General features: G+C 68.6%; 19 protein-coding genes. 8 read left to right on the forward strand and 11 right to left on the reverse strand.

Annotated elements, in window-relative coordinates:
* Positions 1-3: 3 nt before the first annotated feature.
* Positions 4-474 carry a hypothetical protein gene (locus AL072_RS08375; protein WP_045580720.1) on the reverse strand — a complete coding sequence of 157 codons (471 nt, stop codon included), beginning with the start codon at positions 472-474 and terminating at the stop codon, positions 4-6.
* A 130-nt stretch (positions 475-604) separates the two neighbouring features.
* On the opposite strand from AL072_RS08375, the gene AL072_RS08380 reads away from it, so the two are divergent.
* The gene (locus tag AL072_RS08380) at positions 605-1303 is read left to right on the forward strand and encodes a phosphatidylserine decarboxylase (RefSeq protein WP_045580719.1); all 699 of its coding nucleotides are present in this window, start codon (positions 605-607) and stop codon (positions 1301-1303) included.
* Positions 1300-2247: a CDP-alcohol phosphatidyltransferase family protein gene (locus AL072_RS08385; RefSeq protein WP_052709899.1), complete on the forward strand. Its 948-nt coding sequence runs from the start codon at positions 1300-1302 to the stop codon at positions 2245-2247. Before AL072_RS08380 ends, AL072_RS08385 begins: the two co-directional genes overlap by 4 nt.
* A 34-nt stretch (positions 2248-2281) precedes the next feature.
* On the opposite strand, the gene AL072_RS08390 is transcribed toward AL072_RS08385, so the two are convergent.
* Both AL072_RS08390 and AL072_RS08395 read right to left on the reverse strand, forming a co-directional pair.
* Entirely contained in the window at positions 2282-2629 is a 348-nt protein-coding gene (locus tag AL072_RS08390; RefSeq protein ID WP_045580718.1) for a hypothetical protein, read from the reverse strand.
* Positions 2630-2798: 169 nt separating this feature from the next.
* The gene (locus AL072_RS08395; protein WP_045580717.1) at positions 2799-3350 is read right to left on the reverse strand and encodes a hypothetical protein; all 552 of its coding nucleotides are present in this window, start codon (positions 3348-3350) and stop codon (positions 2799-2801) included.
* A gap of 110 nt (positions 3351-3460) precedes the next feature.
* Here AL072_RS08395 and AL072_RS08400 point away from each other — a divergent pair, with 110 nt between their 5' ends.
* Both AL072_RS08400 and AL072_RS33295 read left to right on the forward strand, forming a co-directional pair.
* The gene (locus AL072_RS08400) at positions 3461-4381 is read left to right on the forward strand and encodes a GNAT family N-acetyltransferase (RefSeq protein WP_045580716.1); all 921 of its coding nucleotides are present in this window, start codon (positions 3461-3463) and stop codon (positions 4379-4381) included.
* 182 nt (positions 4382-4563) lie between these two features.
* A complete protein-coding gene (locus AL072_RS33295; RefSeq protein WP_045580715.1) occupies positions 4564-4719 on the forward strand; it encodes a DUF3309 family protein in 156 nt (51 codons plus the stop codon).
* A 112-nt stretch (positions 4720-4831) separates the two neighbouring features.
* Here AL072_RS33295 and AL072_RS08405 read toward each other — a convergent pair whose 3' ends face one another.
* Positions 4832-5068 carry a hypothetical protein gene (locus AL072_RS08405; RefSeq protein ID WP_045580714.1) on the reverse strand — a complete coding sequence of 79 codons (237 nt, stop codon included), beginning with the start codon at positions 5066-5068 and terminating at the stop codon, positions 4832-4834.
* Between the two features lie 161 nt (positions 5069-5229).
* Here AL072_RS08405 and AL072_RS08410 point away from each other — a divergent pair, with 161 nt between their 5' ends.
* Positions 5230-5709, forward strand: a complete 480-nt coding sequence (locus AL072_RS08410; RefSeq protein ID WP_045580713.1) for a CYTH domain-containing protein — start codon at positions 5230-5232, stop codon at positions 5707-5709.
* Positions 5710-5752: 43 nt separating this feature from the next.
* Here the strand turns inward: AL072_RS08410 and AL072_RS08415 are convergent, their stop codons facing one another.
* From AL072_RS08415 to AL072_RS08445, 7 genes are all read right to left on the reverse strand, one after another.
* The gene (locus AL072_RS08415) at positions 5753-8158 is read right to left on the reverse strand and encodes a methyl-accepting chemotaxis protein (RefSeq protein WP_045580712.1); all 2406 of its coding nucleotides are present in this window, start codon (positions 8156-8158) and stop codon (positions 5753-5755) included.
* A 123-nt stretch (positions 8159-8281) separates the two neighbouring features.
* The gene (locus AL072_RS08420) at positions 8282-9484 is read right to left on the reverse strand and encodes a GNAT family N-acetyltransferase (protein WP_082108819.1); all 1203 of its coding nucleotides are present in this window, start codon (positions 9482-9484) and stop codon (positions 8282-8284) included.
* Complete coding sequence (gene queG / locus AL072_RS08425; RefSeq protein ID WP_045580711.1) at positions 9477-10559, reverse strand: tRNA epoxyqueuosine(34) reductase QueG; 1083 nt, start codon at positions 10557-10559, stop codon at positions 9477-9479. The genes AL072_RS08420 and queG overlap by 8 nt, the downstream gene beginning before the upstream one ends.
* A 49-nt stretch (positions 10560-10608) precedes the next feature.
* Complete coding sequence (gene queF / locus AL072_RS08430) at positions 10609-11073, reverse strand: preQ(1) synthase (RefSeq protein WP_045580710.1); 465 nt, start codon at positions 11071-11073, stop codon at positions 10609-10611.
* A complete protein-coding gene (tgt, locus tag AL072_RS08435; protein ID WP_045580709.1) occupies positions 11066-12280 on the reverse strand; it encodes a tRNA guanosine(34) transglycosylase Tgt in 1215 nt (404 codons plus the stop codon). Before tgt ends, queF begins: the two co-directional genes overlap by 8 nt.
* Positions 12277-13335 (reverse strand): tRNA preQ1(34) S-adenosylmethionine ribosyltransferase-isomerase QueA, encoded by a 1059-nt coding sequence (queA, locus tag AL072_RS08440; protein WP_045580708.1) that lies wholly within the window; start codon positions 13333-13335, stop codon positions 12277-12279. Before queA ends, tgt begins: the two co-directional genes overlap by 4 nt.
* A 199-nt stretch (positions 13336-13534) precedes the next feature.
* A complete protein-coding gene (locus AL072_RS08445; RefSeq protein ID WP_045582380.1) occupies positions 13535-14881 on the reverse strand; it encodes an ABC1 kinase family protein in 1347 nt (448 codons plus the stop codon).
* Between the two features lie 606 nt (positions 14882-15487).
* Here AL072_RS08445 and AL072_RS08450 point away from each other — a divergent pair.
* From AL072_RS08450 to AL072_RS08460, 3 genes are all read left to right on the forward strand, one after another.
* Positions 15488-16726 carry an ABC transporter substrate-binding protein gene (locus AL072_RS08450; protein ID WP_045580707.1) on the forward strand — a complete coding sequence of 413 codons (1239 nt, stop codon included), beginning with the start codon at positions 15488-15490 and terminating at the stop codon, positions 16724-16726.
* 126 nt (positions 16727-16852) lie between these two features.
* Complete coding sequence (locus AL072_RS08455) at positions 16853-17875, forward strand: Ppx/GppA phosphatase family protein (RefSeq protein WP_045580706.1); 1023 nt, start codon at positions 16853-16855, stop codon at positions 17873-17875.
* 54 nt (positions 17876-17929) lie between these two features.
* Complete coding sequence (locus AL072_RS08460; RefSeq protein ID WP_045580705.1) at positions 17930-18661, forward strand: RlmE family RNA methyltransferase; 732 nt, start codon at positions 17930-17932, stop codon at positions 18659-18661.
* Positions 18662-18730: the final 69 nt, after the last annotated feature.

Below are 18730 nucleotides of genomic sequence, written 5' to 3' on the forward strand. Positions count from 1 at the left end.
GGCTTACAGATACTCGCCCAGCAGGCGCAGGAACGGCCGGGCCTCCTGCAGCACCAGGATGGTCTGGTGGAACAGATCCTCGGGCGAGGCGTGGTGTTCCAGCCGGATTTCCGAGAACAGGATGATCTTCTGTCCGCCCTGCACGATGAAGCGGACATGCGGCAGCCCGTCGATCCCGCGCAGGACCGCCAGCAGGGCGCGGCGGCGTTCCGGGGCCTGGGCGGTGTAGGGCACATGGCCGACATCGGCCCAGATCTGGCAGATCGAGCCGCCGCCCTCCTCCTCGCCCTCGTGCCGGACTGCCACGTTGAAGGGCAGTCCGTCGGCCATGAAGGTCAGCTTGCAGGGCCGCGGCGGCTTGGCGATGCCCAGCACCCCTTCCGGAGTCATCACGATGGAGCCGGGGTTGATCGGCAGGGCGCCATCCGGCACCTCGGCCAGCGATTGAATGGTCTTCAGATCGGGAACGGACAAGGCGGTACGCTCGGCTTCTGGGGCGACGGAGACGACAGCATGGGCTTCGCCTGCTAAAATTCTGTAAAGGCTGGGAACGGGCGTCTAGAATGGCTGTTCGCTGTGGTCTGAAATACGAAGAAAGCAGGCGATGTCCGCCATCGATACCGTCGTCGTCCCCATCCACCGTGCCGGCTGGCCCTTCATCGCCGGTTTCGCCGTGGTCTCCCTGGTCCTTGGTCTCGCCGTCTGGGCGCCGCTCGGCTGGATCGGGCTGGTCCTCACCCTGTGGTGCGCCTACTTCTTCCGCGACCCCGACCGGGTGACGCCGACCCGACCCGGCCTGCTGGTCAGTCCGGCCGATGGGCGCGTGACCATGATCGTCCCCGCCGTTCCGCCGAAGGAACTGGGAATGGGCGAGCAGCCGCTGACCCGGATCAGCGTCTTCCTCAACGTCTTCAACGTCCACGTCAACCGTGTGCCGGCCGACGGCACCATCGTGGCGGCCGAGTACCACAAGGGTACCTTCGTCAACGCGGCGCTCGACAAGGCGAGCGACGAGAACGAGCGGATGGCCTTCCGCCAGCGCCTGCCCGACGGGCGCGAGATTGCCTATGTCCAGATCGCCGGGCTGGTGGCGCGGCGCATCCTGTGGTGGACGAAGCCGGGGCAGGAGGTCAAGGCCGGCGAGCGGTTCGGCCTGATCCGATTCGGCAGCCGCACCGACATCTATCTGCCCGACGGGGTCGCTCCGCTGGTCTGCGTCGGCCAGACCGCCATCGGCGGCGAGACCATCCTGGCCGACCTGAATGGCACCGAGGCGCAGCGGCAGGGGGACGTCCGGCGATGAAGCGCCCCCCCGGCTTGCGCCAGCAGATCTTCCGTCCGGGCCGGGTGCGCCGGCCCGCACGGCCGCACCCGCGGCTGAAGGGATTGTCGATCAATCACCTGCTGCCGAACGTGCTGACGGTGCTGGCGCTCTGCTCCGGCCTGACGGCGATCCGATTCGCCATGCAGGAGCGGTGGGAGCCGGCGGTCATCGCCATCGTCATCGCCGCCATCCTCGATGCGCTGGACGGCCGGATCGCCCGCCTGCTGAACGGGCAGAGCAAGTTCGGCGCGGAGCTGGACAGCCTGTCCGACGCCATCAGCTTCGGCGTCGCGCCTGCCTTCATGATGTATCTGTGGGGGCTTAACGGGGCGGGCAGCCTGGGCTGGATCGCCGCCATGGCCTATGCCGTGTGCTGTGCCCTGCGTCTGGCCCGCTTCAACTCGCGACTCGGCGTCGTCGACCTGCCGCCCTGGGCCTACAACTACTTCACCGGCGTCCCGGCCCCGGCCGGCGCCGGCCTCGTGCTGCTGCCGATGATCCTTGGCTTCGAGATCGGGCCGGACCTGCCCGGCCACCCGGCGGTGATCGTGCCCTGGACCTTGCTGATCGGCGGGCTGATGGTCAGCATCCTGCCGACCTTCTCCTTCAAGGGCGCCCGCGTGCCTGCCCATTGGGTGGTCCCGGCGCTGGCCGGCGTCGGCCTGCTGGCGGCCATGATGGTCAGCCAGCCCTGGTGGACGCTGTCGATCGTCGGGCTGGCCTATATGGCGACCCTGCCTTTTTCGGTCGTCCAGTTCCGCAAGCTGCAGCATGCCGCCGAATTGATGCGCACCGAGATCGTCGAGACCTCCGCGGAGGGCGGCGCGGATGCCCGCCCCGATACGACGATGGACAAGGCGGATGGCACTGCCACCGTACCGGAAGGGCCGGCGGGCGACAGGGAACCATCCAAGCCGGCCTGACTGGCGACCGGCCCGGATGGCTACCGGGCGATGGTTACTCCGCCGCAGCCAGCAGTGCGGCGGAGTCAGCGGTGATATCCGTCACCGTGACCCGTGCGACCATGGGGATCTGGCTCAGGCAGCGGCAGATGTGATCGGTCTCCGCCTGCGGCAGGTCGCCGACCTGCATTTCGATTGCCAAGTTATCGCCGGTGCAGTCGCTGCGCAGCGACAGGGGGACGTGGCCACGCTTGGCGACCAGTTCCAGGATGCGGGGCAGGGTGCCGGGATCGGCATCGGCCAGCAGGGAGAAGGCGACTTGGCGGCCGGGGGCCGTGGGACGGGCATCCGCGGCGGATACCGGGGCAGCGGTGGTGGAAACCGTGTTCAGGAGGGTGGACATGACGCGGTCAAGCCTTCAATCGGGTCTGCGGAATGGGCGTGGAAAATCCCCGGCCCTCAAAGGAGAGCCGGGCCACTAATTCGCAGAATGCCGTCGAGACGAAGCGCGTTCATGCCCGCCACCCTACGGTGTTGCCGCCGGCCGGTCAACCTCGCCGGAGACGGCCCGTTTACAAAGACAGCTTGTCCAAGCCGGCGGCTACCGAGCTCTTGTTTTCGCCGGCGCGGCTGTTGCAGGGCGAGGGCGCACCGCCGGCGACGAACTCCAGCAGGTCGTCGGGCAGTTCGTCCTCGATCGATTCGGAGGGCTGCGGCAGCACGACATGGATTTCCGACGGCCCGTCGGCAAAGATCACCGGCTGGTGGCCGGGGGGCAGGTCGACGTCGTTGCCGGTCAGGTCGAAGAACATGCGGCGCGGATCGGTCTCGGCCTGCCGCAGCAGTGCGGGGCTGCGTTCCGCCATCTCGAACAGCATGTTCTCGAAGAATTGGCGGCGGGTCCTGGCTTCCGGCACGGCGCCGCCCTGGCCCGGCGCCGGCAGGGCGAAATACATCGCACCGGCCGGCTCCTCGTGCAGGTGGATGCCGACGTCGCCGAGCGGACGTCCGAGAATCCGCTCCATGCCGCGGCGCGGGTCGGTGATCAGGCTGGAGCGCACCGCGGGATCCGCGGCGGCCTCTTCGATGTGGCGCTTGTCGGCGATGCTGAGAAATGCGGTCATGACGGTCGTCTCGCGTAGCGGCTGCCTTGTGTTGGAGAGCATACGATTTGCAATCCCATGATTAGCAAGTGGAACCTGCGGCCTCCCGCTCCGATTCGATTGTGAAGCCCATGACCGACCCGTCCGCCGCCACCCCGCCGCCCCCGGCCTTTCCCAATCTCCGAATTGCGGCATTGGAGGGTGACGGCAACGCCTTCGCCCGGCTGACCTACCCGGCCTACCGCAGCTTCCTGGCGCCAGTCGGCATGGGCACCGTCGCGTTCGGCGCCTGGGTCGGCGACATCCCCGCCGGCCTGATCCTGGGACGCCGGCAGGAGGGAGGAATGGCACTGCTGTCGGTATCGGTCGCTTCCGGCTGGCGGCGGTGCGGCGTCGGGGGGCGGCTGATGGAGGCGCTGGCAACTGCGGTTCCCGGCGGGGAGCGGCTGACCGCCACCTACTCCTCCCGTCTGCCGGCGCGGGCGGCATTCGAAGGGCTGTTGCGCCGGCAGGGCTGGGGCGAGCCGGTGCTGCAATCGATGCGGGCGGCCGGCACGCCGCGGGCGGTCCTGGACTGGGCGGAGGCACATTCTCCGGCGCTGCGGGTTTTGCGCGGCTACGGCTTGGCGCTTTGGCGAGACGCGACGCCGGACGACCGGGCGGAGGTGGAGCGGCTGATCGCAGCCGGGACCATTGATGCGGACTTCAGCCCCTTCGCGATGGCCGCGCAGTTCGAACATTGGCCCGACAACAGCTGGATGGTACGCCGGGACGGAGTCGTCGTGGGCTGGATGTTCGCGCGGCTGGAGCCCCCGGACACCGTCTGGTATCACGGCGCCGCGGTGCGCCGGGACATCGAGCATATCGGCCCGCTGCTGCTGATGTTCCATCGTGTCCATCAGGTCGCTGCCGAGCGGCTGGGCCCGGACAGCACATGGCGGATCGACAGTTTCCCGCGCACCCCCGCCATGCTTGCCTTCATGCGCCGCCGGATCGCGGCCTTCGCCAGCTTCGTCGACGAACTGTACCGGGTGGACCGGCCGCCGGGGTGAGGTCCCCCGCAGCCGGCATCCCGAAAGACGCAGCATATCGCGTTCGGGGAGCGCCGGAGGTGCCGCATCCTCCCTTGGTGGTGGCCGACGGTCACGTTCGAGCCGGACAGGAACAATCCTCTCTGAGACCCGTTCAGGTTCCGCTTGCCCGTTATGAAAGCTCCACCGGAAGGGAGAAGGCCATGCTCGGCACGATTTTGCTCATCATCCTGATTCTGCTGCTTCTCGGTGCCGTCCCGGCCTGGCCGCACAGCCGCGGCTGGGGGTATGGTCCCAGCGGCATCCTCGGCGTGCTGCTGATCGTCATGATCGTGCTGCTGCTGATGGGGCGGATCTGATCCGTCCGGCTGTTGGAGCATCATGCGTTCGCCCTGAGGCGCGCGATGCTCCAACAGCCTGGTTCCGCGACCGTATCCGTGCCCCCTGATCGGGCGCCCCGGCCCTGTGCGGTCAGCTTTGGCGGTCGCGCATTCGGCGAGGCCGGCGGAGCGCGAACATCAGCCATCCGACCGGCCCCAGCATCAGCACCATCACCAGCCAGCCGGCGCGCGGTCCGAAGGGGCAACGCGATCCCGCCGGCGGACGCCAGCCTCCGCCACGTCGCGACAGCGCCACATGCAGCAGCGGCAACCCATAGAAGGCGAACAGGATCAGCCAGGGAAGGGCGTCGGAAAGTTGGGCGTTCATCGGCCCAGCTTAGCATCCTTTCGCCGATTCTTGCGACCGAACGCCGCATCGCAGGGTGCGCGTGTGCGGTCTCCATTGCGCTGCACACGGGGGCAACGAGATTGAAGGCCGCGCCGGTCTTCGACTAAGGTCTTTGGCGAGATCGTCCGAGGGGCCTGGTCATGGCACTGGAAATCGAGCGGCGCTTCCTGGTCCGCAAGGATGTCCGGCATCTCTGCCGGGACGGTGTCCGAATTCTGCAGGGATACCTGCCGTCCGACGGCGCCTGCACGGTCCGCGTCCGGATCGCGGAAGGCGGTGCCACCCTGACCATCAAATCGTCCAAGCGCGGCGCCTGCCGCGACGAGGTGGAACATCCTCTGCCGCTCGACTTCGCACGGCAGCTCCTGCGCCATCGCTGCACGGGGCGGGTGATCGAGAAGACGCGATACCGCCATTGCCAGGACGGGCTGTGCTGGGAAATCGACGTCTTTCATGGCGAGAATGCCGGTCTGGTGATCGCCGAAGTCGAACTGGACGACCCCGACCAGACCGTACCATTGCCCGACTGGATCGGCGCCGAGGTCACCACGCTTCGCGCCTACGGCAACTCCGCCCTGTCCCGCGCACCCATTCGGCGCTGGCCGGCCGAGGCGGCTTAAGGCGTCTTGCCGCCAGCGCCGGCCAGCGCCCGTATGACTCCCGCTACGCCGTCCGTACCTTGTTGAGGAAGCCCTGCACCTCGCCGCGCAGGCGGTCGGCCTGGGCGGTCAGCGTGCGGCTGGCATCCAGGACGGCGTCGGCGGCGCCGCCGGTCTTGGTCGCTGCGGTGGTCACCTCGGCGATGTTGCGCATCACCTGCTGGGTGCCCTCGGCCGCCTGCTGGACGTTCTGGGCGATCTCGCGGGTCGCGCTGCCCTGCTGCTCCATCTCCTGGGCGATCTCGGTGACGGTGCCGCTGATGGCGGTCACCGCGTCGGAGATGGTGCGGATCGCCTCCACGGCGCTGGTGGTGGCCGTCTGCATCTCGGCGACCTGGGCGGAGATCTCCTCGGTCGCCTTGGCGGTCTGGCCTGCGAGATTCTTCACCTCGGTCGCCACCACGGCGAAGCCCTTGCCGGCCTCGCCGGCACGGGCGGCCTCGATGGTGGCATTGAGCGCCAGCAAGTTGGTCTGCTCGGCGATCTCGCCGATCAGCCCGACGACCTGACCGATCCGCTCGGCGGCGAGCGACAGCCCCTCGACGATGCCGTTGGTCTGCACCGCCTTGTCCGCGGCACCGGACGCGGTGGCCGAACTGGCGTTGAGCTGGCGCGAGATCTCGGCGATGGAGGCCGAAAGCTCCTCCGCGGCGGCGGCGACGGTCTGCACATTGGCGGTCGCCTGCTGCGAGGCGGTGGCGACGGCAGTCGACTTCGCGGTCGTCAACGCCGCGTCCGACGACATCTCCTGTGCGTCGCGGCCCAGCGAATTGGCCGAGTCGGTCAGCGACAGGACCACGCCCGACACCGCCTGTTCGAAGCCGTTGGCGAACTCGTTCATGGTGCGGCGGCGGTCGGCATCGATCTGCACGCGCATCTCCTCGCGCTCGCGCTCCATCCGGCGCATCTCCAGGGCGTTGTCCTTGAAGATGGTCATGGCGTCGGCCATGTTGCGCAGCTCGTCCTTGCGGTCGCCGCCGGGAATGTCGATCGACAGGTCGCCTTCGGCCAGCCGGCCCATCGCGCCGGTCATCGCATGCAACGGGTGGGTGATGGCACGGTCGATGATCCAGGCCATCAGTGCGCCCAGGACCAGCGCCACCGCGGCGCCGACGGCGATCACCATGCCGGCGCTGGCGCGGCCGGCCTCGCGATCCTCGCGCTGTAGGGTCACCAGCCGGCCAACCTGCCCGCTGACCGTGGCGGAGGCCTGGGCCATGGCGAGCGATGCCTCGTGCTGCTTGGCGATGGCCGCCGAGAGCGCTGCGAATTCGGAGTCGAAAGCGTGGGCGGCGTCGGTGATGGCGGCGATCAGCGCGCGGCCTTCCTGGTCGACCAGGACGGCACCGGCCTTGCCGGCGAGGTCCAGCATGTCCTTGACCGCGGCGGTCACCGCAGTCTTGGACTCCGCCGCGTCGGTCAGCAGGAAGTCGCGCTGGCCGAGCATCGCCGCCTGTGCGCCCTGGACCAGCCGCATCGCCAGTCCGCGCAGCATCACCGCCTCGTTCACCTCGCTCTGGGCGTATTTGGACGCCTCGCGCAGCGCCTCGGTCACCATGGCCTGGTTCTGCTGAAGCTCCATCGCGCGCTCCTGCACGCCGCGCGCGGCCTCGTCCAGGCCGGCGGCGACGCCGGCACCGGCCAGGGCTGCCGCTCCCCTGCTTTGCAGCGCCTGGACGGTGTCGCGGTAGGCGCGGGTGTCGTCGGCGATGCGCGCCGCCAACTCCTCGTCATTGGTGCCGACCAGATCCTTGGCGACGGTGGCGGTGGTCTGCACCAGCTCGTCGAGATCCGCCACGATCCGACCGGCCAGCGACTCCTCGCCGCTGCGGCTCAGCTCGCTCTGCTGGCGGCGAACCTCCAGCACCCGTTCGATCATGCGGTTGGCGCGTTCGGCCGTGTCCATGCTGTGGCGAAGCTCGGCGTCGGCATCGCGCTGGCTGGTCATGTTCAGGTCATAGCGTTCCGACTGCTGCTTGCCGATCTTCTCCGCGATCTCGCGCAACGCGCGGGCGCGCGTCTCCATGCTGGCGGTGCGGGCATGTGCCTCACCGTCCTGGGCGACGAAATTGGTGAATGCGGCGCGATAGCCGTCGATGCCCGACCGCACCTCGTCCAGCAGGCGCCGTCCCTCGCCGTCCGTCAGGGCGGCCCGGGTGGCCAGCGCCTCCGCCTGCAGGGCGTCCAGCATGCCGGGGACATTGGCCGCGGCCTTGGCGTCGCGTTCAGTGACGAAGCGCGCCTCCTCCAGCCGGACGGATTTCAGCCGGGCATCGAGGTCGGCGGTATGGGCGGCCAGGTCGACGCGTTCGGCGTAGGTGCTCAGGCTGCTCCAGCCGACGAACGCCACGGCAACGGTCAGAAGCAGCACGGTGGCGAAACCGAGCGCAATCCGTGTTCCGATCGTCATGGATGGTGGACTCCCCGATGGCGTCTGCCTCTGCGGGCGACGCTCCTCCCCTGAATCATGGATTCGATTGAACCACATCGCGGTTAACGACCGGTTTGATTCAGGTCAGGAAATCGCCTTATTTCAGAAGCGATCCGGCATCCAGGCTGGTGCGCTGCAAAATATGCGGTGCAGGCGGTCGATCATCTTTTCTTCACCATGAAGCATTCCTGCCCGCCACAGCGCGCGAGCGCTTGCATGTCCGGTGAACAAACTGGCGAAGGCGTCGATGCCCATCTGTACCGGGGAGCCGGTAACTTGCGCGAGTTTGGAGATTTTTGCTTCGGAGGAAGCAACCTCAAGGTGAATTAATCCGCAATTATTGGAAATCAAAGGATCTTTCAGCTCGAAACCGGCGGATTCCTCCAGCCCTGGCGGGTAACCCCGCGCTTCCAGTGCCCGGACGACGTCCAACGGGCGTACCAGCCAGTCCTCCCGCGTGTCCAGCGTCACCCCGTCTCCTGCCATGAGGGCGAGCGGGTCGTCGGGACCGCCCGGCCAAACGACCCGGTCGACCTGGGCCCGATAGCCGCCCAGCAGGACCAGCGCCGGCCGCATTGCCTCGCCGGCCGGCAGGCAGACGTCGGCGACGGTCAACCGCCGGTCCTTCGGCGGCAGGACGGCGATATAGCCGGCGGCGTTGCGATAGAGGTCGGCCGGCTCGCCATCCGGACAGAGGGCGAGCGTCCACAGGGCTTCGGTCCGCTCCGGCAGGCCGTTGCCGTCGGCCAGCAGGGGACGGCGCAGCGCGGCGAGCGGCACGGCGTCGAGTGGATCGGCCGGCCACAGCGGCGCCGTCCCTGCCATGCCCACCTGCAGGGCGAAGGCGGCGGGTGGAGCGCTCCATTGGCAGGTGACGCCGCCACGGCCATAGCCGAGCCGGCGATAGAAGGGCAGGGTGGCGGGGCAGAGGACCGACAGCACCGCCCCCGCCGCACGCCCTTCCATCAGCAACGCCCGCATCAGCGCACTGCCATGGCCAGCCCCGCGCAAGGCGGGATCAACCGCGACCATGGCGACCGCCTGCACCGGGACCGGCCGTCCGCCGAACCATTGGTCCATCATCCAGTGGGCGGCGCAGGCGACGACGCTGGAGCGGCCTCCCCGGGAAAGGCGCAGCCGCCGGATGCCGTCGATGCCGAACAGCGCCGCGTAGCGGTCGAACAGGTCGCGCGACAGCCCGAATCCCATCCGCGCCAGCCGGGCGATGTCGTCCAACTCGTCGGGATGGGCCGGGCCGTAGTCCTGGGGGAACGGATCAGTCTGCTCGTTCGGGAAATCAGCCATCCGCCGCCTCCGATTCGTCGAGCCGGGCCAGCCGGGCCGCTGCCCAGCCGGCCGCTTCGCGCACCACGTCGCTGGCATCGAGCCGAAGCGTCTCGGCGACCGGGCGCAGGCGGACGTCGCCGCTGTTGCCGATGGCGACCAGGACGTTGCGGACGAAGCGGTCGCGGCCGATGCGCTTGATCGGGGAGCCGCTGAAGACCTGACGGAAGCCGGCATCGTCCAGTTGGGCGAGGTCGGCCAGCCGCGGCGCCGTCAGCTCGGCGCGCGGCAGGAAGGCCGGCTCGGTCGTCGCGCGGGCGAACTTGTTCCAGGGGCAGGCGGCCAGGCAATCGTCGCAGCCATAGATGCGGTTGCCCATCAGCGGCTTGAGCTCGTCAGGGATCGGCCCCTTGTGCTCGATGGTCAGGTAGCTGATGCAGCGCCGGGCGTCGAGCTGGTAGGGCGCCGGGAAGGCGGCGGTCGGGCAGGCGACCTGACAGCGGTCGCAGGAGCCGCAGCGGTCGTGCCCCGGCGGATCGGGCGGCAGCTCCAGCGTCGTGTAGATCTCGCCCAGGAACAGCCAGGAGCCATGGTCGCGCGACACCAGATTGGTGTGCTTGCCCTGCCAGCCCAGCCCGGCCTGCGCCGCCAGCGGTTTTTCCATCACCGGGGCGGTGTCGACGAACACCTTCACCCCCGCCTTGGCCCCATGGGCCTTACTGCTGGCCAGCCATTGGGCCAGCATCTTCAGCCGTCCCTTGATCAGGTCGTGATAGTCGCGGTTGCGGGCATAGACGGAGACGATGCCGCGGTCGGGATGCTCCAGCAACCGGCGCGGGTCCTCATGGGGGGCGTAGCTGGTGCCGAGCGCGATGACGGTGCGCGCCTCCTCCCACAGGGCTTGCGGATGGCTGCGCTGGTCGCTGCGCTCGGCCATCCAGCCCATGTCGCCGTGCCGCCCCTCGGCGATGAAACGGGCGAGGCGCTCGCGGGCCTCCGGCCCCAGGGCGGCGGGGGCGAAGCCCACCGCGTCGAATCCGGCTGCCAGCGCCCGGTTGCGGATGGCGTCGCGCAGCCGCGCCGGGGCGATGGCCATGGCTGCGGCCGGGGCCGCGGCCGGGCCTGCGGAAAATGGGATGGTGGGCTTAGCCGCGGCCACGGTAGGTCGGGACGTCCTGCGACGGGATCCAGACGCCCTTCGGCGGCTCGCCGGTCTGGAAGAAGACGTCGATCGGGATGCCGCCGCGCGGATACCAGTAACCGCCGATGCGCAGCCAGACCGGCGCGAGCTCGTCCACCAGCCGCTTGCCGATGCCGACCGTGCAGGCCTCGTGGAAGGCGCCGTGGTTGCGGAAGCTGGTCAGGTACAGCTTCAGCGACTTCGACTCGACCAGCCAGTCGCCGGGCACATAGTCGATGACCAGATGGGCGAAGTCCGGCTGGCCGGTGATCGGGCAGAGCGAGGTGAATTCCGGCGCTGTGAAGCGCACGCAATAAGGATCGCCGGGGTTGGGGTTGGGCACCCGCTCCAGCACCGCCTCTTCCGGCGTCCTGGGCTGGACGGTGGCGCCGCCCAGCTGGGTCAGGTTGGCGTAGATGTTCTCACTCATCGGTCTTGTCCTCTTCCACCCGGTCCTTCTTCGGCGGGCGGCCCTGTTTCGGCGGCTTGCCGGGCTTGGCGATGGGGTCCAACGTCGCCTCGACGTCGCCTTCGGTCAGGCGGGCTTCCATGGTGCCGGCGACCTCCTCGAAATTGCCGTCCGCGATCGCCTGCCGCATCGTCCGCATCAAATCCTGATAGTAATGCAGGTTGTGCCAGGTCAGCAGCATCGGCCCCAGCATCTCGTCGGCCTTGAACAGATGATGCAGATAGCCCCGGCCATAGCTGCGGCAAGTCGGGCAGCCGCAGTCGGCGTCGAGCGGGCGCTCGTCATGGGCATGGCGGGCGTTGCGGATGTTGATGGTGCCGCGGCGGACGAAGGCCTGTCCGGTGCGGCCCGAGCGGGTCGGCATCACGCAGTCGAACATGTCGACGCCGCGCCGCACCGCGCCGATCAGGTCGCTCGGCCGGCCGACGCCCATCAGGTAGCGCGGGCGGTCCTTGACCATCAGCGGCTCGGTAAAGTCCAGGACCCGGAACATCGTCTCCTGCCCTTCGCCGACCGCCAGCCCGCCGATGGCGTAGCCGTCGAAGCCGATGTCGGTCAGGGCGGCCACGCTCTCCGCCCGCTGCTCCGGATAGATGCCGCCCTGGACGATGCCGAACAGGCCATAGCCGGGCCGCTCGACGAAGGCGTCCTTGCTGCGCCGGGCCCAGCGCATCGACAGGCGCATGGAGGATTCGGCCTGCGCCTCGGTCGCCGGGAAGGGCGTGCACTCGTCCAGGCACATGGTGACGTTGCTGTCCAGCATGTGCTGGATCTGGATGGAGCGCTCCGGCGTCAGGTGGTGGCGGCTGCCGTCCAGGTGGGATTTGAAGGTGACGCCCTCCTCCGACATGGTGCGCAGGTCGGACAGGCTCATCACCTGGAAGCCGCCGCTGTCGGTCAGGATCGGCTTGTCCCAGTTCATGAAGCGGTGCAGCCCGCCCAGCTGTGCCACCCGCTCCGCCGTCGGCCGCAGCATCAGGTGGTAGGTGTTGCCCAGCAGGATTTCCGCGCCGGTCGAGGCCACCGCGTCGGTTGTCATCGCCTTCACCGTCGCCGCGGTGCCGACCGGCATGAAGGCCGGCGTCTCGATGGTGCCGTGGGCGGTGGTCACGCGTCCGCGCCGCGCCCGCCCGTCGGTCGCCAGAAGGTCAAAGCCGATGCCGGTCATGATGGGTCCGTCCTGTGCAGCAGCGAGGCGTCGCCGTAGCTGAAGAAGCGATAGTTCTGGTCGATGGCGTGGGCGTAGGCCGCCCGCATGCGGTCATACCCGGCGAAGGCGCAGACCAGCATGAACAGGGTCGATTTCGGCAGGTGGAAGTTCGTCCACAGCAGGTCGACGATGCGGAAGCGGTAGCCGGGGGTGATGAAGATGCCGGTGTCGCCGCTGAAGGGGACCAGCGTCCCGTCCGGCCGTCCCGCCGTCTCCAGGATGCGCAGCGCGGTGGTGCCGACCGAGACGATCCGGCCGCCGGCCGCCCGTGTCTCGTTCACCGCGGCGGCGGTATCCGGAGAAATCTCGCCCCATTCGCTGTGCATCTTGTGGTCGGCGATGTCGTCGACCTTCACCGGCAGGAAGGTTCCGGCACCGACATGGAGCGTGACCGGCACGCGGCGCACCCCGCGGGCATCGAGCGCCGCCAGCAGGTCGGCCGTGAAGTGCAGCCCGGCGGTGGGGGCGGCGACGGCGCCCTCGCGCGCGGCGAAGACGGTCTGGTAATCGGCGTCGTCGCCCTTGTCGGCCTTGCGGCGGATGTAGGGCGGCAGCGGCATCCGGCCATGGCGGTGCAGCGCCTCCATCAGCTCCGCCCCGCCGGCGGAGAAGCGCAGCCGGACCTCCATGCCGTCCTTGGCGACGACCTCGGCGCTGAAATCCTCGGCGATCCGGATGACGTCGCCGGGCTTCAGCCGCTTGCCGGGCTTGGAGAAGGTCGCCCAGTCACGCTCGCCCAACCGCTTGTGCAGCGTGATCTCCACCGCCACCTCGCCGCGCCGGCCATCGAGGCGGGCGGGGATGACGCGGGTATCGTTCACGACCATCAGGTCGCCCGGCTGCAGCAGCGCGGGCAGGTCGCGGACGATCAGGTCGCGCAGGGGCAGGTCGCGCAGGGGCAGGTCGCGCAAGGTCGAACCCACCTCCAGCAGGCGGGCGGCGTCGCGCGGCCGGACGGGATGCTCGGCGATCCGGTCGGGCGGCAGGTCGAAGTCGAAATCGGCGGTCTTCATGGAGGGGGCAGCTATAGACTGAACTGCGGGCGGATGGGAAGGGTTTGGGGTGTGCCAGACCTATGCCCCCTCCCTAACCCTCCCCCGCATTCCGCGGGAGAGGGGACTGCCGCCGCAATCCGACAAGGCTCCTGCCCCCTCTCCCGCCAACGGCGGGGGAGGGATGGGGAGGGGGCATCCCCGTTTGCGACGCGCCCCCTCATTCCGCCTGCGGCAACCCCTGCGCAGCCAGCGCCGCGCTCTGCCGGGCCGCCAGCGCGTCGACGTCGAAGTCGCGGATCAGCCCCTGGAACATCTGGTACCAGTTCAGTTCTGCCTTCAGATGCAGGAAGACCGACCCCAACCCGATCGCGGCGCGGTCCATGAAGACGAACTCGCGCGGGATTTCCACGCCGCCGATGCGGCGCAGTTCGGCATGGACCTTGCCGGCGGTCTCGCGGCCGTAATGACCACCGTTGGTTTCTTCGATCCTGCGCTGGCGATCCTCCATGATCGGGGCATAGACGAAGCGCGCCCAGATGTTCAGCACGTCGACCAGCTCGTTCGACGGATCGACGAAGCCCCAGCTGCGGTAGGCTTCCACCGCCTGCTCGCGGTCGTCGGTGCGCAGCGCGTTGTAGAGGTCGATCACGCCCTTGACGAAGCTGGGCTTGAAGACGCGGATGCAGCCGAAATCCAGCAGGTTGATCGAGCGGTCGGGCCGGACCGTGTAGTTGCCGAGATGCGGGTCGCCATGGATGACGCCGTAATTGTAGAAGGGCACGTACCAGGCGCGGAACATGTTCATCGCCAGCTCGTCGCGCGCCTCTGGATGCTGGGCGACGAAATCCAGGATCCGGCGGCCCTCGACCCACTCCATCGTCAGCAGCCGGCGGGTCGATAGATCCGGCACCATGTCGGGCACATGGACGCCCGGCGTGTCGGCCAGCATGGACCGGTAGAGCCGAGCCTGCCGGGCTTCCCGTTCGTAATCCAGCTCCTCGCGCAGGCGGGCGCCGATCTCCGCCTGGATCTGGCGGGTGGAGATGGCGCTGTCGGTGCGCTCGAAGATCGCGAAGATCAGGCCGAGCTGCCTGAGGTCGGCCTCGACCGCCGAGCCCATGTCGGGATACTGCAGCTTGCAGGCCAGCTGCCGCCCGTCCGGCCCGACCGCCCGGTGGACCTGTCCCAGCGATGCGGCGGCGGCGGCCGTGCGCTCGAAGCTCTGGAAACGGGAGTTCCAGTCGGGGCCGAGCTCGCTCGCCATCCGCCGCTTGACGAAGGGCCAGCCCATCGACGGGGCGTCGGCCTGAAGCTGCGACAGTTCCTGGGTGTATTCCTTGGGCAGGGCGTCGGGGATGGTGGACAGGATCTGCGCCACCTTCATCAACGGTCCCTTCAACCCGCCCAGCGCGGCGCGGAGCTCCGCCGCATGGCGGTCGCGTTCCAGGCGGATGCCCAGCACGCGCTCGCCCGCCAGCCTTGCGGCCAGCCCCCCGACGGCGGTGCCGACCCGCGCATAGCGCGCGACCCGTCCGCCCCATGTGTTCTCTTCGTGTTCCGGCATGCCCACAAGGTGGGTGCGGGCCGTGCAAAAGGCCACCCCCCTCCCCGACGGAGGAAGCCGGCGGAGGGTGCCCGGATGACGCTGCAACGCAATGTGCGATTTTCTTGACAGCCATCGCAAAGGGGAGCAGGCTTCGTCTTACAGTAATAGACACCGAGGTGAAGTGAGCGGAATTCGGAACGACCGCGACGTTCAAGCAAATAGCTTGGGCGAGACAGTAGAGACCGATACCAGGGAGGGTGAGTAAGATCATGACTCCACCGGCGCTTACGTGATCATGCCGATTTGTTCGGTACTGGCAACTCAGGTTTCAGTCAGAAATTCATCCGCCTGATTGGCGATATCATTTGGGCTGCTGATGCCCTATGCGAAGGCCCTCGCTCCCGATCCGGAGCGAGGGCCTTTGTGTTTCGGGGGTTTGGCCCTTGCTTCCCAGCCTGGGAGCGGGACGCTCTCCAGCCAATAGGTTTCAAACGATACTGTTTGCGTATGAAATCAAATCCCGCTATCCACGAAGTCGGCCGATGCGGCGGGACGCCGCAGCCCAAACGGGAAGCAGTCCCCAACGGAAGAACGGCCGGACAAGACGAGGATGGGGAGGATCGCATGAACCAGTTCCTACGGCCGCTCGCGCTGACCGCGGCGCTCCTGGCCACCACCGCCTTCGGTGCCAGCGCCGGGGCCAACGCCCAGACAGCCAACGCCCAAGCCGCCAAGCCGGTGCGCATCGGCGTGCTGGCCGACGAGGCCGGCTTCGCTTCCGACATCGGCGGCAAGGGCGCGGTGCTCGCCACGCGGATGGCGGTGGAGGATTTCGGCGGCAAGGTGCTCGACCGGCCGGTCGAGGTGCTGTCGGCCGACATGCAGAACAAGCCCGACGTGGCGTCGAACATCGTGCGGAGCTGGTTCGACATCGACGGCGTCGACATGGTGACGGACATCCCCGTCTCCTCGGTGGCGCTGGCCGTGCAGGCGGTCGCGCGCGAGAAGAAGAAGGTGCTGATGATCAGCGCCGCGACGACGACCGAGCTGACCAACGCACAATGCTCGCCCTACACGATCCATTGGGCCGACGACACCGCCTCGCTGGCGGTGGGAACCACCAAGGCGGTGGTGCAGTCGGGCGGCACCAGCTGGTACTTCATCACCGCCGACTTCGCCTTCGGCTCGGCGATGGAAAAGGCCGCGACCGACGCGATCAAACAGGCCGGCGGCACCGTGGTCGGCGGCGTCCGCCACCCGATGGGCACCAGCGATTTCGGCTCCTATCTGTTGAGCGCGCAGGGCAGCGGCGCCAAGGTGGTGGCGCTGGCCAATGTCGGGGCCGAGACCATCGGGACCATCAAGCAGGCGGGCGAGTTCGGCCTGACCCAGTCCGGCCAGCGGCTGGTCGGCTACATCGTCTTCATCACCGACATCCACTCGCTCGGCCTCGACCTCGCCAAGGGGCTGTACGTCACCAGCGGCTTCTATTGGGACCGCAATGACCGGACGAGGGCGTGGAGCAAGCGCTTCTTCGACCGCCACGGCAAGATGCCGACCAAGGAACAGGCCAACACCTATCTCGCCACCCTGCATTGGCTGAAGGGGGTGAAGGCGGCGGGAACCACCGATGCGGAAGCGGTCACCGCCGCGATGAAGGCGATGCCGACTGATTATTTCGGCACCCCCGGCAGTATCCGCAAGGACGGCCGCGTCCTTTATGACCTCGAGCTGTACCAGGTGAAGAGCCCGGCGGAGAGCAAGGCGCCGTGGGACTATTACAAGCAGGTCCGCAGCATCCCGGCCGCCGAAGCCTTCCTGCCGCTGGAGGCCAGCGCCTGTCCGTTCGTGAAGGCCCAGTGAGCCCGGCCCGGCGCTTGGTGCAGACGTGACCTGCGGATCGCGGCCGGCGGAAAAGCGGCCGAGAGGGGTTCCCGCCGAACCGCGATCCGGGTTACACTCCGCTCTTTAGGCGCGCGGGGAAGGTTCGTGGATCTACAGGTGCAAAGCGAGCGGCAGAACGACACCGGACGGTTGCGTTCGTCGGCGCTGACGCGCCCGGTCTTCGCCGCGTTGGACCTCGGCACCAACAATTGCCGTCTGCTGGTCGCCAAATCCGCCCCCGGCGGCTTCCGCGTCATCGATGCCTTTTCCCGCATCGTCCGGCTGGGCGAGGGGTTGAGCCGCAACGATCATCTTTCGGTGCCGGCGATGGAACGCACCATCGCAGCACTCCGCGTCTGCGGCTCCAAGATCGAGCGGCGCGGGGTCACCGCGGTGCGCGCCGTCGGGACGGAGGCCTGCCGCCGCGCCGCCAACGGAGCCGCCTTCGTCGAGTCGGTGGAGCGCGAGACCGGTATTTCCCTTGAGATCATCTCCAGCCAGGAAGAAGGGCGGCTGGCGCTGGCCGGCTGCGCCGCGCTGCTGGAGCCGACCCATCCCTATGCGCTGGTGTTCGACATCGGCGGCGGCTCGACCGAGCTGATGTGGCTGGCGGTGGAGAAGGGGCGGGCGCCGCGCCTGCTGGACCAGACCTCCGTCCGCTGCGGCGTCATCGGCCTGACCGAGGAATATGGCGGCCCCAATGTCACGCGCGTCAATTACGACCGCATGGTCGAGGCGGTGGCCGACGCCATCGCGTCCTTCGAGGCGCGCAACCGCATCCAGAGCCGGGTCGATGCCGGCAAGGTGCAGATGCTTGGCACCTCGGGCACGGTGACGACGCTGGCCGGCGTGCATCTGGGGCTTTGCCGCTACGACCGGCGGGCGGTGGACGGCAGCTATCTGCGCGTCGACCACGCCCGCACGGTGATCGACCATCTGGTCGCGCAGGATTTCGACGGCCGCGCCCGCCATCCTTGTATCGGACAGGATCGCGCCGATCTGGTGGTCGCCGGCTGCGCCGTTCTGGACGCCCTGTGCGACGTCTGGCCGGTGGAGCGGCTGCGCATCGCCGACCGCGGCCTGCGCGAAGGAATTCTGGTGGACCTGATGGGGGCCGCCGGCGAATGACCGGGCAGGGGGACGAACTCCCATGCACCGGATGACCGAGGAACAGCAGCGATCATGACCGACAAGACTCCGTCCTCGCGCCCCGGCGGGCGCCGTGCCACCGTCCGCGTGAAGACCGCCGGCAAGCGCACGGAATCCTCCAAGCGCTGGCTGGAGCGCCACCTGAACGACCCGTATGTCGCCGAGGCGACCAAGCGCGGCTACCGGTCGCGCGCCGCCTTCAAGCTGTTGCAACTGGACGAGAAGTTCCGCCTGCTCGGCCCCGGCAAGCGCGTGGTCGATCTGGGCGCCGCCCCCGGCGGCTGGACCCAGATCGCGGTGGACAAGGTGCAGGCTGCCAAGGAAGGCTGGAAAGTCGTCGGACTCGACATCCTGCCGATGGACCCGGTCCCCGGCGCCACCATCATGCAGGCCGATTTCCTGGAGGAGGGTGCCGCCGAGGCGCTGAAGGAGGCGCTCGGCGGGCAGGCCGATCTGGTGCTGAGCGACATGGCCGCTCCCACCACCGGCCACCAGCAGACCGACCATCTGCGCATCATGGGTCTGGCCGAGGCCGCCTACGACTTCGCAGAGGAGGTGCTGGCGCCGGGTGGAGCCTTCGTCGCCAAGCTGTTCCAGGGCGGGGCGGAGCGGTCCCTGCTCGACCGGCTGCGGCGTGACTTCGCCGTGGTCAAGCATGCCAAGCCGCCGGCCAGCCGCGCGGAATCGTCGGAGACCTATGTGGTCGCCACCGGCTTCCGCGGCGGCAACGCCGGCGACCGAGCCGACGACAGGGTCGAAGACTGACGCATTTCGCGCCTGCACACAGGCTTGCATAACAGATGCTGTGTGCGCACGGGTTCACAAGCCCATGGT

The sequence above is a fragment of the Azospirillum thiophilum genome (assembly GCF_001305595.1).
GTDB lineage: Bacteria > Pseudomonadota > Alphaproteobacteria > Azospirillales > Azospirillaceae > Azospirillum > Azospirillum thiophilum.

Coding starts and splice junctions, on each gene's coding strand:
- AL072_RS08380 (WP_045580719.1), top strand. CDS start 605: ATGTCCGCCATCGATACCGTCGTCGTCCCCATCCACCGTGCCGGCTGG.
- AL072_RS08385 (WP_052709899.1), top strand. CDS start 1,300: ATGAAGCGCCCCCCCGGCTTGCGCCAGCAGATCTTCCGTCCGGGCCGG.
- AL072_RS08390 (WP_045580718.1), bottom strand. CDS start 2,629: ATGTCCACCCTCCTGAACACGGTTTCCACCACCGCTGCCCCGGTATCC.
- AL072_RS08395 (WP_045580717.1), bottom strand. CDS start 3,350: ATGACCGCATTTCTCAGCATCGCCGACAAGCGCCACATCGAAGAGGCC.
- AL072_RS08400 (WP_045580716.1), top strand. CDS start 3,461: ATGACCGACCCGTCCGCCGCCACCCCGCCGCCCCCGGCCTTTCCCAAT.
- AL072_RS33295 (WP_045580715.1), top strand. CDS start 4,564: ATGCTCGGCACGATTTTGCTCATCATCCTGATTCTGCTGCTTCTCGGT.
- AL072_RS08405 (WP_045580714.1), bottom strand. CDS start 5,068: ATGAACGCCCAACTTTCCGACGCCCTTCCCTGGCTGATCCTGTTCGCC.
- AL072_RS08410 (WP_045580713.1), top strand. CDS start 5,230: ATGGCACTGGAAATCGAGCGGCGCTTCCTGGTCCGCAAGGATGTCCGG.
- AL072_RS08415 (WP_045580712.1), bottom strand. CDS start 8,158: ATGACGATCGGAACACGGATTGCGCTCGGTTTCGCCACCGTGCTGCTT.
- AL072_RS08420 (WP_082108819.1), bottom strand. CDS start 9,484: ATGGCTGATTTCCCGAACGAGCAGACTGATCCGTTCCCCCAGGACTAC.
- queG (WP_045580711.1), bottom strand. CDS start 10,559: ATGGCCATCGCCCCGGCGCGGCTGCGCGACGCCATCCGCAACCGGGCG.
- queF (WP_045580710.1), bottom strand. CDS start 11,073: ATGAGTGAGAACATCTACGCCAACCTGACCCAGCTGGGCGGCGCCACC.
- tgt (WP_045580709.1), bottom strand. CDS start 12,280: ATGACCGGCATCGGCTTTGACCTTCTGGCGACCGACGGGCGGGCGCGG.
- queA (WP_045580708.1), bottom strand. CDS start 13,335: ATGAAGACCGCCGATTTCGACTTCGACCTGCCGCCCGACCGGATCGCC.
- AL072_RS08445 (WP_045582380.1), bottom strand. CDS start 14,881: ATGCCGGAACACGAAGAGAACACATGGGGCGGACGGGTCGCGCGCTAT.
- AL072_RS08450 (WP_045580707.1), top strand. CDS start 15,488: ATGAACCAGTTCCTACGGCCGCTCGCGCTGACCGCGGCGCTCCTGGCC.
- AL072_RS08460 (WP_045580705.1), top strand. CDS start 17,930: ATGACCGACAAGACTCCGTCCTCGCGCCCCGGCGGGCGCCGTGCCACC.